The 14,423-nt window shown below is 57.7% G+C and carries 13 protein-coding genes; 4 read left to right on the forward strand and 9 right to left on the reverse strand.

Translation table 11 applies throughout. From position 1 onward, the window contains the following. Window positions 1–79: 79 nt before the first annotated feature. From Q8O73_RS12585 to uraH, 5 genes are read right to left on the reverse strand one after another with little or no spacing between them, the layout of a single operon-like run. The gene (locus Q8O73_RS12585; RefSeq protein WP_305558512.1) at window positions 80–556 is read right to left on the reverse strand and encodes a nucleoside deaminase; all 477 of its coding nucleotides are present in this window, start codon (window positions 554–556) and stop codon (window positions 80–82) included. After that, window positions 549–1,577, reverse strand: a complete 1,029-nt coding sequence (xdhC, locus tag Q8O73_RS12590; RefSeq protein ID WP_305558513.1) for a xanthine dehydrogenase accessory protein XdhC — start codon at window positions 1,575–1,577, stop codon at window positions 549–551. Before xdhC ends, Q8O73_RS12585 begins: the two co-directional genes overlap by 8 nt. Beyond that, a complete protein-coding gene (gene xdhB / locus Q8O73_RS12595) occupies window positions 1,574–3,928 on the reverse strand; it encodes a xanthine dehydrogenase molybdopterin binding subunit (RefSeq protein ID WP_305558514.1) in 2,355 nt (784 codons plus the stop codon). The genes xdhC and xdhB overlap by 4 nt, the downstream gene beginning before the upstream one ends. Further along, a complete protein-coding gene (gene xdhA, locus Q8O73_RS12600; RefSeq protein WP_305558515.1) occupies window positions 3,921–5,411 on the reverse strand; it encodes a xanthine dehydrogenase small subunit in 1,491 nt (496 codons plus the stop codon). The genes xdhB and xdhA overlap by 8 nt, the downstream gene beginning before the upstream one ends. A gap of 5 nt (window positions 5,412–5,416) precedes the next feature. Further along, window positions 5,417–5,770 (reverse strand): hydroxyisourate hydrolase, encoded by a 354-nt coding sequence (gene uraH / locus Q8O73_RS12605; RefSeq protein ID WP_305558516.1) that lies wholly within the window; start codon window positions 5,768–5,770, stop codon window positions 5,417–5,419. A 353-nt stretch (window positions 5,771–6,123) separates the two neighbouring features. Here uraH and puuE point away from each other — a divergent pair, with 353 nt between their 5' ends. From puuE to Q8O73_RS12625, 4 genes are read left to right on the forward strand one after another with little or no spacing between them, the layout of a single operon-like run. Beyond that, window positions 6,124–7,056 carry an allantoinase PuuE gene (puuE, locus tag Q8O73_RS12610; RefSeq protein WP_305558517.1) on the forward strand — a complete coding sequence of 311 codons (933 nt, stop codon included), beginning with the start codon at window positions 6,124–6,126 and terminating at the stop codon, window positions 7,054–7,056. Then, window positions 7,053–7,583, forward strand: coding sequence for a 2-oxo-4-hydroxy-4-carboxy-5-ureidoimidazoline decarboxylase (gene uraD / locus Q8O73_RS12615; RefSeq protein ID WP_305558518.1), 531 nt, complete (start codon window positions 7,053–7,055; stop codon window positions 7,581–7,583). Before puuE ends, uraD begins: the two co-directional genes overlap by 4 nt. Before the next feature lie 35 nt (window positions 7,584–7,618). Further along, window positions 7,619–8,644 carry an allantoicase gene (gene alc, locus Q8O73_RS12620; protein WP_305558519.1) on the forward strand — a complete coding sequence of 342 codons (1,026 nt, stop codon included), beginning with the start codon at window positions 7,619–7,621 and terminating at the stop codon, window positions 8,642–8,644. Next, window positions 8,641–9,159, forward strand: coding sequence for an ureidoglycolate lyase (locus Q8O73_RS12625; protein ID WP_371135086.1), 519 nt, complete (start codon window positions 8,641–8,643; stop codon window positions 9,157–9,159). The genes alc and Q8O73_RS12625 overlap by 4 nt, the downstream gene beginning before the upstream one ends. On the opposite strand, the gene Q8O73_RS12630 is transcribed toward Q8O73_RS12625, so the two are convergent. The 4 genes from Q8O73_RS12630 to sdhA all read right to left on the reverse strand — a co-directional run bounded on the left by Q8O73_RS12630 (window position 9,156) and on the right by sdhA (window position 14,422). After that, window positions 9,156–9,920 carry a M48 family metallopeptidase gene (locus Q8O73_RS12630; RefSeq protein ID WP_305558521.1) on the reverse strand — a complete coding sequence of 255 codons (765 nt, stop codon included), beginning with the start codon at window positions 9,918–9,920 and terminating at the stop codon, window positions 9,156–9,158. The genes Q8O73_RS12625 and Q8O73_RS12630 overlap by 4 nt on opposite strands. A gap of 78 nt (window positions 9,921–9,998) precedes the next feature. Further along, window positions 9,999–11,717, reverse strand: coding sequence for a DUF4153 domain-containing protein (locus Q8O73_RS12635; RefSeq protein WP_305558522.1), 1,719 nt, complete (start codon window positions 11,715–11,717; stop codon window positions 9,999–10,001). A gap of 99 nt (window positions 11,718–11,816) precedes the next feature. Beyond that, window positions 11,817–12,599 carry a succinate dehydrogenase iron-sulfur subunit gene (locus Q8O73_RS12640; protein WP_305558523.1) on the reverse strand — a complete coding sequence of 261 codons (783 nt, stop codon included), beginning with the start codon at window positions 12,597–12,599 and terminating at the stop codon, window positions 11,817–11,819. 26 nt (window positions 12,600–12,625) lie between these two features. Next, on the reverse strand, window positions 12,626–14,422 hold the full coding sequence (sdhA, locus tag Q8O73_RS12645) for a succinate dehydrogenase flavoprotein subunit (RefSeq protein ID WP_305558524.1): 1,797 nt from the start codon (window positions 14,420–14,422) through the stop codon (window positions 12,626–12,628). Window position 14,423 lies beyond the last annotated feature (1 nt).

Here is a 14,423-nt window from a genome sequence, read left to right on the forward strand (position 1 = left end):
CTCTTGCCATCCCCCGATTGCGCCCCGATCATCGTCGCCTGTGCGTTTTAACCGCGTCCGGCGTTCTGATCAAACTGTCTCAGTATGGAATTTTGTCTTCTTTTTCTGCCCAGGCCTGAAACACCTCGCGGGCCTCGGGCAATTCGATATGATCACATGGTAAGGACCGTGCGGATACAGGTTTTGCAACCTCGTCATACAGGAACTGATCGTCAAAGCCGATGGCCGCCGCATCCTCGCGCCCGTTGGCATAATAAATATGGTCGATCCGCGCCCAGTAAATTGCCGCCAGACACATCGGGCAGGGTTCGCAACTGGTGTAAATCTCGCATCCCGACAAATCAAACGTGCCAAGGATTTCACACGCCGCCCGGATCGCCGATACCTCGGCATGGGCGGTCGGATCGTTGCTGGAGGTGACATTGTTCCAGCCTTCGGCAATGACCTTGCCATCCCTGACGATCACCGCGCCAAACGGCCCGCCGCATCCTTCGTCCATTTTGGTCCGCGACAATTGCACGGCATGGCGCATATGTTGGTGTCTGGCGTCACACACAGCCGGTTTCTCCTTTATAAACGCGGCCGTTTAGCATTACAGCACCGCCTTGCGCCATCAGATTTTCACGTACCGCCAACAATTGCACCGCCACCGACGCCGCAATGATGGCCGGTTGTTTGCCGGTAATCCCCGGCAGGCCAATCGGGCAGGTCAGACGCGCAATCTGACCGTCGCCAAGACCGCGATCCTGTAACCGCCGGATAAACCGGGCGCGTTTGGTCTGACTGCCGATCATGCCGACAAAACCGATATCGTCGCGCCGCAACGCCGCCCGGCAAATGTCATAATCCTGCATATGCGAATGGGTCAGGATCAGCACCATCGCCCCGGACGGTATATCGGCCACTTCTTCCCACGGATCGGGACTGTTATGGAATTGAACATTTACGTCATCGCGGCCCGCCAGGTAATCGGGGCGCGAATCAACCCAATGAATATCAAACGGCAAAACTTCCAGCGCCCGGACAATTGCCTGTCCGACATGCCCCGCCCCGAACAGCCATAGCGGCGTTGCCGCCGCATCCAGACGCAGGGCCAGAACATCGCGCCCGGCAATTTGCGTGATTCCCCCGCGCAGCAGACCAAAAGACGCCGCACATTGCGCCGAAATTTCCGTCCCCGACAGGATGGCACCCCGACCATCAAGCGATAACGCCATCCAGCGATTGCCAGATGCCGCCGCATCAAGGGCCGCCAGAACATCGCGTTTTTGCGCGGGGTCCAGAACATGGAACGCCACATCGACCGACCCGCCGCAACACTGACCCAATGTCGGCCCCAGCGGATAGCGAACCTGTTCCACCAACGGGGCATCGGGATGTTGCAAAATACCCCGGGCGCGGGCCGTCGCCTGATGTTCCAGATTGCCGCCTCCAATGGTGCCGGCAACATCACCGGCACTGACCACCATAAAGGCCCCGGCCTCGCGCGGGGTTGATCCGCGAATGGCCGCAATACTGACCAGAACCAGCGGTTCGGCCGATTGCAACAACAACCGCAGGGTGGACAGGGATATCATCGTCCGCCCCCCGCCGTTTCAGCAGCAACCCTTGATACCGCCCGCAGGATGGCTTCGGGGGTCGCCGGGGTATCAAGAACCGGGATGATTTTATGATCACCGACCGCCGCAATCGCATCGGCAATTGCCCGATGCACCGAAATCGCCAGCATCAGAGGCGGTTCGCCCACCGCCTTTGACCGATGAATGCTGTCTTCGACATTGCGTCCGGCGGACCATAATGCCAGCCGGAAATCCTGTGGATAATCCGAACAGGCCGGGATTTTATAGGTGGAGGGTGCATGAGTGCGCAATCGTCCGGCATCATCCCAGTATAATTCCTCGGATGCCAGCCATCCCATGCCTTGAATAAAGCCGCCTTCGATCTGGCCACGATCAATCGCCGGGTTCAGCGACCGGCCGACATCATGCAGGATATCGACCCGAGTCACCTTGTTTTCGCCGGTCAGGGTATCGATCATTACCTCGCTACAAGCCATGCCATAGGCGAAATAGTAAAAGGGTCGCCCCGATGCGGTTTCGCGGTCGTAATGGATTTTTGGCGTTGCATAAAACCCGGTCGCCGACAAGGACACCCGACCGAGATAGGCCAGTTTGACCAGTTCGGCAAAACCGATATCGGCCACGTCGCCAATTTGCACCCGACCCGGCACAAAGCGCACATCATCGGTGGCAACGCCGTAATGACCGGCGGCAAAATCAATCAGGCGGTTTTTCAGGATGATCGCGGCATTCCGCGCCGCCATGCCATTCATGTCCGCACCGCTGGACGCCGCCGTGGCCGATGTATTGGGCACCTTGCCGGTATTGGTGGCGGTGATTTTGATCAGGTCGAGATCAATCTGGAATTCCTCGGCGACCACCTGGGCGACCTTGACAAACAGGCCCTGCCCCATTTCCGTGCCGCCGTGATTGAGATGCACCGACCCGTCGCTGTAAATATGGATCAGTGCGCCGGCCTGATTGAGGAAGGTGGTGGTAAAGGAAATGCCGAATTTGACCGGCGTGATCGCGATACCGCGTTTTAAAACCGGGCTTGTCGCGTTAAAGGCCGCGATATCGGCCCGGCGTTGGCGATAATCGGAAGATTTGACGATATCATTGGTCAGTTCCGGCAGGACGTTATCCTCGACCACCATATGATAGGGCGTGATGTTGCGGTCGGTCTTGCCGTAAAAATTGCGGATCCGCACATCCAGCGGATCGGCCCCGATGGTCAGGGCGATTTCATCAATGATGCGTTCAATCGCCATCATGCCCTGCGGCCCGCCAAAGCCGCGAAAGGCGGTATTGGACACCAGATTGGTCTTGCAACGATAGGACCGGACAGTGACATCGCCCAGATAATAGGCATTGTCGGTATGAAACATCGCCCGATCGGCAATCGCCGCCGACAAATCGGCCGAGAACCCGCAATTGGCGGCATATTGCAGATCCAGCCCGCAAATCCGCCCGTCATCGTCAAAGCCGACATCGTAATCAACAATGAAATCATGACGTTTGCCGGTCATGATCATATCGTCATCGCGGTCCAGACGGAATTTGGCCGGGCGTCCGGTTTTGACCGCGACAATCGCCGCAAGGGCGGCCCATTGCATGGCCTGGGTTTCCTTGCCACCAAAACCGCCGCCCATGCGCCGGACCTCGACCGTCACGGCGTTGGCCGGGCGGCCCAGTACATTGGCGATATTATGCTGGACTTCGGACGGATGCTGGGTCGAACAATGGATGAAGACATCGCCATCCTCCATCGGCACCACCAGCGACACCTGCCCTTCCAGATAAAAATGATCCTGTCCGCCTATGTGCATCCGGCCCGCCCGGCGACGGGGGGCGCGTGACAGGGCCAATGTGGCATCACCGCGCCGCATCACATGGGGCGGGGCGACATAAAGTTGCTGGGCCAGGGCCTCGTCAATCGACAGAATGGCGGGCAATTCGTCATAGTCAATCACGGCCAGCCGGGCGGCAGCGCGGGCCTGTTCGCGAGTTTCGGCGGCCACGCAAAACACCGGCTGCCCGTAAAATTGCACAAGCCCGTCGGGCAGAACCGGTTCATCATGGGTATGGGCCGGGGAGATATCATTGACTCCCGGAATATCATCGGCGGTCAAAACACAGACCACACCGGGCGCAGACCGGACTTTGGACAGATCCATTTTCGTGATCCGGCCATGTGCGATGGTCGCCCCACCGGGTGCCAGATGCAAGGTGCCCAGCGGTTCGTTGATATCATCGACATAGACCGCCTCGCCGGTCACATGTTTCGGACCGCTGTCATGTTTGCTGGCACGGCCGACCCCGCCAGACAGGCCCGGTGTCGGCATCAGGATATCGGGGGTTTCAAGCATGGGCCATGGCCTCCGCCCCGACAAGACGGGTCGCCACACCGGGCGATGTCGTTTCAAAATACAACCGGGTCAACAGATTCTGCGCGACCAGTGTCCGGTATTCCTTCGAGGCGCGCATGTCGCTCATCGGGGTGAAATCGCGGGCAAGTGCCTGCCGGGCGGCTTCAAGATTTGCCGTATTCCACGGCTTGCCACGCAGGGCATCCTCGCACTGGCGGGCCCGCATCGGCGTTGCGGCCATGCCGCCAAAGGTGACGCGCAAATCCGCCACCACACCGTTTTCCAGCGTTATCGCAAATGCGCCCAGAACGGCGGTGATATCCTGATCGAACCGTTTGGAAATTTTATAAGCCCTGAACTGTGTCGCATTCGCCGGTTTGGGCACAATTACCTTTTCAACAAATTCACCCTTCGCCCGGTCCTGTTTGCCATAGGCGATAAAGAAATCTTGCAGCGGGATTTCACGCCGGACATCGCCCATCCGCAGAACCAGCCGCGCGCCCAGCGCAATCAGGGCGGGCGGCATGTCGCCAATCGGCGACCCGTTGGCAATATTGCCCCCGACGGTTCCGGCATTGCGGATTTGCCGTGATCCGATGCGCCGCACCAGTTCGCCCAGATCGGGCGACAGATGGCCCAGGGCGTCATGCGCCGCACTATAGGTTGCCCCGGCCCCGATATGCAGATCATCGCCAACCATCGCGACCGTTTTGAGATCGGCGACATCGCCCAGATAAATCACCGGGTCCAGACGTCGCAGATGTTTTGTCACCCACAGACCGACATCAGTCCCCCCGGCCAGAACCGTGGCATCGGGATGGGTGACCAGCAATTGCGCCAGTTGGTCGGCAGTTTTCGGGGTAAAAAACCGGCCTGCCGGATGCTCTATCGCCAACATCGCCTTATCGCTGGTCAATCTGGCAAGCCGGTCGGCAATCGCCATCCGGCGGTGATGTTCCACCGGGTCCGATGCGGCGATGCCGCCAGCCTTGCGGGCCGCCTCGATAATCGGGCCATAGCCGGTGCAACGGCATAAATTCCCGGCCAGCGCATCATTGATCGCCCCCCGGTCATCCGTTCCGCCATCCAGCCACATCTGATAGAGGCTCATGACAAAACCGGGTGTGCAAAACCCGCATTGCGACCCGTGGGTATCGACCATCGCCTGTTGCACCGGATGCAAACTGCCATCGGGTGATTTCAGATGTTCGACGGTCAGGACCTGTTTACCATCAAGGGTCGGCAGGAACTGAATACAGGCATTGACCGTGCGATAATGCAGGCCACCCTTGCCATCCGCCTCGCCCAGAACCACCGTGCAGGCCCCGCAATCGCCTTCGGCACAACCTTCCTTGGTGCCGCATTTGCGTTCCTGCAAACGCAGATAATTCAGAACCGTCATTTGCGGATCGATACCGCGCAAACGGCGTTCTTCATCGCCCAGCAAAAAACGGATATCATCGCGGGGTGCGGTTGTCATCATGCGCCTCAGCTGCCGCGATAGGTGGAATAGCCGAATGGCGAGAGCAACAGCGGCACATGATAATGCGTTTCCTGCGCCGACAGGCCAAACCGGATCACCACCTGATCCAGAAATTTCGGGTCCGGCAAATCCAGCCCGGTTGCATCAAAATAATCCCCGGCGAAAAACGTCAATTCATAACAGCCGGTGTGAAACACATCAGAAGCCAGCATCGGCGCATCGGTGCGGCCATCGGCATTGGTGATGGCGGTTGCCACAAGGTCGCCCTGTCCGTTGTCAACACGGCGCAATTCAATTTTGATGCCACTGGCGGGGCATCCCCTTGCCGTATCAAGCACATGGGTGGTCAGGCGTCCCATTGCGGGGCCTCCTTTGTTTGGCGTTGGTCGATCTGGCGATATTTGCCTGCCTCTGATCCCGGCTGTTTTTGCCACCGGATATTTCTTTTATAATCTTTTAAAAAGGTCGCATTGCAACGCAGACCGGGAAAGAGGGGATAAAGTGAAACTATATCAATAATTCTTTGAAAAACGAACCGGCGGATTTCGGGCAAAGTGGCCTCAGGGTGCGGACCTGTTGGCAAGCATTATCAAAATCAGTTTGATAGTCGGGCGGATTTCAGCAAGAGATCGTTCTTGCTGCACCGCAGCCAATGGTGAATGCTACACCAAATAACGCGACAGACAATACCGGGTTTCGCAAGGAGGCAGAAATGACAGACAGCACCAATATGGACTATGGCCGCGATCTTGTCGGTTATGGCCCCAATCCGCCCAAGGCCAACTGGCCAGGTGGGGCGCGGATTGCCGTGCAGTTTGTCCTGAATTACGAAGAAGGTGGTGAAAACTGCATCCTGCATGGCGATGCCGCATCGGAATCCTTTTTGTCGGAAATCGTCGGGGCCGACATGCGCAAGGGTGTCCGCCATATGAGCATGGAATCGATCTATGAATATGGATCGCGGGTCGGGGTGTGGCGCATCCTGAACCTGTTTCGCGAACGCGATATTCCGATCACGATTTTTGCCGTCGCCATGGCGCTGGCCCGCCATCCCAAGGTGGGCGAAGCCGCGATGAAAGACGGGCATGAAATCTGTTCGCATGGTTATCGCTGGATCGATTATCAGTATTTCGATGAAAATCTGGAACGCGAACATCTGCACAAGGCGATTGAAATCATCCGCGATGTGACCGGGGAACGGCCTTTGGGCTGGTATACTGGCCGCACCAGCCCCAATACACGGCGTCTGGTCGCCGAAGAAGGCGGATTTTTATATGATGCCGATGATTACAGCGACGAATTGCCGTTCTGGAGCACCCAGACCGCAACCCCGCACCTGATTGTGCCCTATACCCTTGATGTCAACGACATGCGGTTTGCCGCCTTTCAGGGGTTCAATTCCGGCGAACAATATTTTCAGTATTTGAAAGACAGTTTCGATATTTTGTACGAGGAAGGGGTGCATACCCCGAAAATGTTGTCGGTTGGCCTGCATTGCCGTCTGGTTGGACGGCCGGGCCGGTTTGCCGCGCTGAAACGGTTTGTCGATTATGTGCGCGGCCATGATGATGTGTGGTTTGCCCGGCGCATCGACATTGCCCGCCACTGGCGCAAGCATCATCCGTTTCCGGGGGGTGGTAAATGACGGCAAAAAATCCGGCATCGCTGTTTGCCACCAATCCGCCCAGCACGCTGGCCCGCAAGGCGTTTGTCAATCTGTATGGCGGGGTTTACGAACATTCGCCGTGGATTGCCGAACGGCTTTATGACGAAGGCATTCCCGATATCCTCGACACCCCGGAAACACTGGCCGCGGCCATGGCGCTGATTGTGGACCGGGCGGTGAAACCCGAACAGTTGGCCTTGCTTCGCGCCCATCCCGATCTGGCCGGGAAACTGAAACTGGCCGACCTGACGGCATCGTCGCGGGCCGAGCAGACCGGCGCACAGCTTGACCAATGCACGCCCGACGAATTGGCGAGCTTTACTGAACTGAACGATCTTTACAAAGCCAAATTCGGGTTTCCGTTTATTTTTGCGGTAAAGGGATATCATCGCCGCGATATTCTGGCCGCCTTTGAAAAACGGGTTAAAAACGACCCGGACACCGAATTTGCCCAGGCCCTTGCCCAGGTTCACCGCATCGCGTTGCTGCGCCTGCAAGGTCTTTGACCGCAACAATAATCAAATAACAGGGAATTTTCACCATGAGCCATGACATCGACCCATCCGCACCGGAATTTGTCCGGCGATTTGTCAATATTGCCGATGAACGTCTTGGTGCCATTGCCATATTTGCCACCGATGATTTTTTTGCCGACCGGCAACGCATGTTGCAAAGCGGCCCGGCGATTTTTTATCCGGACAAATATGACGACAATGGCAAATGGATGGATGGATGGGAAAGCCGCCGCAAGCGGGTTGAAGGCCATGATTATGCGATTGTCCGCCTGGCGACATCGGCGCGGATTTATGGCGTTGATATCGACACCAGCCATTTCACCGGCAATTTTCCCCCGGCGGCCTCGCTAGAAGGATGTTATTGCCCGGATGGCGACCCGGATGATGCGACCAGATGGACCGAAATCGTCGCGCCGATCGGGCTGGGTGCCAGTGCGCATCATTATGCCAGCGTCACCGATGATGCGGTTTACAGCCATGTCCGCCTGCATATCTATCCCGATGGCGGGGTGGCGCGACTGCGGGTGTATGGCCGCCCGGACCGGGACTGGAGCAATTTGGCGCAATCGGGCAGCCAGGTTGATCTGGCATCGATGATCAATGGCGGCATTGCGGTGGCATGGTCCAATGCCCATTACGGCAACCCCAATGTGGTGCTGGCCCCCGGACGCGGCATCAATATGGGGGATGGCTGGGAAACCCGGCGGCGGCGCGAACCGGGCAATGAGTGGTTGATTATTGAACTGGGCCATCCCGGCATGATCGACAAAATCATTGTCGATACCTGTCATTTCAAGGGCAATTTCCCCGACCGGGTATCGATACAGGCGGCCTATGTTGACGGCGAAAAGGACAAATCGATCATTGCGCGATCCATGTTCTGGCCAACCCTTTTGCCGGAACAAAAAATGCAGGCCGATCATATCCATGAATATGATGCCGCCCATATCACCGCCACCGGCCCAGTCAGCCATTTGCGGATCAATTCGATCCCCGATGGCGGCATCAGCCGCATCCGCATCCTTGGCAAACCGGCAAAGCGGCAGGCGTGATGAAACTGACAGTCGAACCCCTGACCGCCGAAGCCTTTGCGCCGTTTGGCGAGGTGATGTCAACCGCCACCGCCCGCGATTGTTATACGATCAATCTGGGCACCACGACCCGGTTTCACGAAATTGCGCGAGTTGATGTTGCGGATGAAGGCGGCACCCCGATCATCAGCATTTTTCGCGGCACACCGCGCCCGATGCCGATTGAAATCAAAATGATGGAACGCCATCCGCTGGGATCGCAGGCCTTTATGCCGATGGCACAGCAGAAATTCCTGATTGTGGTGGCAACCGGCACCGACACCCCGAAACCGGACGATCTGCGGGCCTTCATATCGGACGGCACGCAGGGGGTGACCTATGCCAAGAATGTCTGGCATCATCCGCTTCTGGTGCTGGAACCCGACAGTGATTTTCTGATCGTGGATCGCAGCGGGCCGGGTAATAACCTTGATGAGATCGACCTGCCACTGGTTGATGGCAGGCCCGTTATACTGGACTGGCCGGTATCGGGTTAAGGCGTGGTATTGCCGTTTCCAAGGTCAATCGACAATAACCGTTGCTGAATCTGTTGTTGCAGGACCGGCCCCGGCCCGGCATCCAGGGCGCGCAAAAACGCCGCCCGTGCCATGTCGGTCTTGCCCATTGCCAGTGCATTGTCGGCGAAATGGGCGATATGTTCGGCACTGGGCGACACCCGGTTAACCGCGACAAAGACTTCTTCGGCCTCGGCATAGGCACCCTTGCGAAACAGGATCAGACCATAGGTATCGAGGATATTGGGGTTGTCGGGCTGTTGCGCCATCGCCGCACGGATCAGGCGTTCCGCCTCGCCCAGATTTTCGTTGCGCGTCGCATAATGATAGGCCAGCCAGTTGGCGGCTTCGGCATTACCCGCCCGTGCCGCCTGATAGGCTTCCGCCGTCAGGGTATCGCGATAGGATGAAATCGCCGCATCAATGGCGGTGCGGTCCAGTCCTTCGAGATAAGTCAGGCCCACCCGGACGGCCTTGCAGCCTGTACCACCACCATTCTGGCATAACACCACGGCTTCTTCGACCGCGCCCAGAACCGTGGCATTTGGCCCGGCGGGATACATCTTGCCCGCTTCATCGCGTGCCATTGCCTTGAAATCCGCCATCGCCAGATACTGATCATCGATCCCCGGTGCCGCCGGGGTTCCGAACATGCTTTGCGGTTCCCATTTCGGGGCAGTATCGCCACAGGCCACCAGAACCGATGCCATGACCATCACCGCAAGCGGCATAACAGATTTCAACAAACGTTCCGATCCCGCCATTGTCATTCACCCCTTCTGCACATTGCCCCATCCTAACCCGACGGGATAAGCCATCGGTTAACGATGTTGTTCCCAACGTTGCCCGCCAACTTCAAGATCGCGATAGCGCGGAATGACGGTTTGATAATCCCCTGCTTCAAGCGCCTCCAGCACCGATCCGGGCGTAATATCGCTCCCCAGCCGAAAGGTCAGAACCGGTTGCCATACCCCGTCATTTTGCAGGGCATACATTTCAGCAAACGGATATTTGCCAAAAAACACGGCTTCTTCACGGCCATCCGCATCCAGATCAACCAGCAGGAGGGCGCACATATTCTGCCCGCCCCGATCCGCGATGTCACCATCGGCCAGACAGTTCTGACGCGCATATTTCAATTCATTTTCCAGAAGACGCGAAATCTGGTCGCGGGTAAGCTGTGTTCCGCCCGGAAAGACCGGAATATGATCGACAGCAACCGTATCTTCCTGGCGGTTTTGCCCGATATAACGGGCGCGCAGGGTCGCAATATCGGCGACCTGATCGGGGTAAAGCCCGGCAAGTTCGACCAGGGCGGCCTCGCCCGGTTTGCCCAGATCCTGTACCATGAAAATCAGATCATTCTGATCGGGTTGATCATCGGCCACAATCCGCTGCATCTGGCTGCGCACCGACATTGATACCGGATCAATCATCGGCAAATGCAGGATAAAGGCCACCCCCGCCGCCGAGATCAGGATATGGCCAAAAGTCCCGCGCAAGGCATCGGGTGTGGATTGCCGACGGCCAAAGGCCGCACAGGCCAGCCAGAAAGTTGCAATCAGGGAAAATACCGCCACCCAGACCCCGTAAAGCCGGGATGGCGTCAGGCCATAATCATCAATTCGCACATAAATCGCCGCCAGCGCCATCAGGGACAATAACGGGGCCATCCACAAGGTGGCGCGAAACACCCGGTCGCCATACCGGCCAAACAGGGTCGGGCGATTATCGGCCTGTACCGTGCCAAACAACAGATAGGAAAGGGCGAATGCCCCGGCAATCACCGTCCACCACACCCCGTCCTGACGTTCCAGAAAAATACGCCAGCCGCCAAAGGCCGCCAGAATCAGAAACAGCAACAAACCCAGTGCCTGCAACGGATACAGAACGCGAAACATTGCGCCAATCACCTGGCGCACCGGCACCAGCAAATGGTCCATCATTCGCACCAGCAACAGACCGGTGGCAAAGGCCAGCCCGGTCAGGGTGCTGGCGACCGGAGCATGGCCGATATAATCCCAGATATCGTCAATCCCGACCAGTTCCAGCAAAACCGACAGGACATAGATCATGCCCCAGAACAGGCCAATCGCCAGCATCCCGAATGCCAGCGATATCTTGATCAACCAGATTTCCGGCACCAGCAAGGCGCGGTTTTTCTCCGGCGGCAACACCGTCCCCTGCACCGGCCCCCAGACCCGCCATGCCGCCACCACCACCCCGACCCAGATCGCCTGACACAACAGCAAACCGATCAGGGAAATGTCATCGACATGGACAAAGCCGATCATGAGATCAAACAGCCAGACCTGCAATCCCGCCAATCCGGCCAGAACCAGCGCGACCAGACTGTCCCGCCAGACATCGCGGACCCCGGCCACGAACCATCCGGCAAAAGCCAATGTCGCGACAAAGGTCATCATTGGCATCAGAAAGGACGGTTGCGCACCGGATTCCGACGCCAGATACCAGAATGCCAGTCCATAGGCCGCACCACTTGCCGGGAAAAGCCAGTTTGCCATACGCATATCAATCATTCCTTTTGCCGGGTCGCGGGGCGCGTTGCGCCTGATCATAAAAAAGCCGCTGGCGATAAACCAGCGGCTTTAAACGGTCTTTTTAAGGCAGTCACCAAATCAGATGTTGCGTTCGACAATCATCTTTTTGATTTCAGTGATCGCAAGCGCGGGATTCAGGCCCTTGGGGCAGGTATTGGTGCAGTTCATGATCGTGTGGCACCGATACAGGCGGAACGGGTCTTCGAGCATATCAAGACGTTCACCGGTATATTCATCACGCGAGTCCGCAAGCCAGCGATAGGCTTGCAGCAGAACGGCCGGGCCCAGATAACGGTCCGAATTCCACCAATAGGACGGGCACGCGGTTGAACAGGAGAAGCACAAAATGCATTCCCACAAACCGTCAAGTTTGGCGCGTTCTTCGCGCGACTGAAGGCGTTCGCCATCGGGCGGTGCCGGGCTGTCGGCCTTTAGCCACGGTTCGATCGAGGCAAGCTGCGCATAGGGTTGCGACAGGTCGGGCACCAGATCCTTGACCACCGGCATATGGGGCAGCGGATAGATCTTGACCTCGCCATCGATGTCTTCGATCGGTTTCAGACAGGCCAGCGTGTTGCGCCCGTCAATATTCATCGCACAGGACCCGCAAATGCCTTCGCGGCAGGACCGGCGGAAAGTCAGGGTCGCATCGACTTCGTTCTTGATCTTGATCAGCGCGTCCAGAACCATCGGGCCGCAGGCATCCAGATCCAGTTCATAGGTATCGGTCCGCGGATTTTCGCCACTATCGGGATCGTAGCGATAAATCCTGAACTTGCGCGGGGTCTTCGCACCGGCCGGGGCCGAGAACGACTTGCCCTCTTTCACGACCGAATTGGCGGGAAGATTGAACTCTACCATTCTCTCAAATCCTCTCTTGCCGCGCCTTAATAGACGCGTTCCTTCGGCTCGATATATTCGACTTCATCGGTCAGGGTGAAGGTGTTGACCGGACGATAGGTCAGATCAACCCCGTAACCCTTGTCCCACGCGACCGTTGCAATCGTATGCTTCATCCACACTTCATCGTCCCGTTTGGGGTAATCCTCGTGGGCATGGGCCCCGCGGGATTCATGACGGGCTTCGGCCGAATTCATGGTTGAGGCAGCACAGACCATCAGGTTTTCCAGTTCCAGCGTTTCCACCAGATCGGAATTCCAGATCAGCGAGCGGTCGCTGACGGCAACATCGGGAAGTGTTGCCGCGGTCTTCGACAGTTTTTCAACACCCTCGCCAAGGATTTCCGCCGTGCGGAACACGCCGCAATTGCCCTGCATGACGCGCTGCATTTCCAGGCGGATATCGGCGGTCGGACGCGACCCCTTGGCCCAGCGCAGACGGTCAAACCGGGCAATGCCGATTTCGCCGTCGCTGGCTTTCAGTTCCTTGAAGGATGATTTCGGATCGACCACTTCGGCAGCATGCAGGCCGCAGGCGCGACCAAACACCACAAGATCGAGCAACGAATTGGTGCCAAGGCGGTTGGCACCATGAACCGACACACAGGCCGCCTCGCCCGCCGCCATCAGGCCCGGCACCACACGGTTCGGGTCATCGGCCGTCGGGTTCAGGACTTCGCCCTTATAATTGGTCGGAATGCCGCCCATATTGTAATGGACCGTCGGCAGAACCGGGATCGGTTCGCGGGTGGCATCGACACCGGCAAAGATTTTGGCGGTTTCGGTAATGCCCGGCAGACGTTCCCACAGGACTTCCGACCCCAGATGTTCAAGATGCAGGTGGATATATTCGCCATGTTCGCCGACACCGCGACCATCGCGAATTTCCTGGGCCATACCGCGCGACACAACGTCGCGCGATGCCAGGTCTTTCACCGTCGGGGCATAACGTTCCATGAAACGTTCGCCTTCGGAATTGGTCAGATAGCCGCCTTCGCCGCGCGCGCCTTCGGTAATCAGGCAACCCGAACCATAAATGCCGGTCGGGTGGAACTGCACAAATTCCATATCCTGAAGACCAAGACCGGCACGGGCCACCATGCCATGACCATCGCCGGTACAGGTATGGGCCGAGGTACAGCTAAAGAAGGCGCGACCATAACCGCCCGATGCCAGAACGGTCATCTTGGCGTTGAAACGGTGAATGGTGCCGTCATCAAGGTTCCACGCCACCAGACCACGGCACGAACCGTCTTCGTCCATGATCAGGTCAAGGGCGATATATTCGATAAAGAATTCGGCCTTGTGCTTCAGGCATTGCTGATACAGCGTATGGAGCATGGCGTGACCGGTACGGTCGGCCGCCGCACAGGCGCGTTCGACCGGGGCCTTGCCGTGGTCGCGGGTATGGCCACCAAACGGACGCTGGTAAATCTTGCCTTCGGCGGTGCGCGAAAACGGCATGCCGTAATGTTCAAGTTCATGAACGGCAGGCACCGCATTGCGGCACATATATTCGATGGCATCCTGATCGCCGAGCCAGTCCGATCCCTTGACAGTGTCATACATATGCCACTGCCAATGGTCTTCGGACATGTTGCCCAGTGAGGCGCCAATGCCGCCCTGGGCGGCAACCGTATGGGAACGGGTCGGGAAGACCTTGGTGATGCAGGCGGTTTTCAAACCGGCCTCAACCGTGCCCAGCGTCGCCCGCAAACCGGCACCCCCGGCTCCCATAACAACGACATCGTAGTTATGGTCGATAATTTTATAGGATTCGGTCATG

This window comes from Thalassospira sp. (assembly GCF_030690045.1).
Taxonomy (GTDB): Bacteria; Pseudomonadota; Alphaproteobacteria; order Rhodospirillales; family Thalassospiraceae; genus Thalassospira.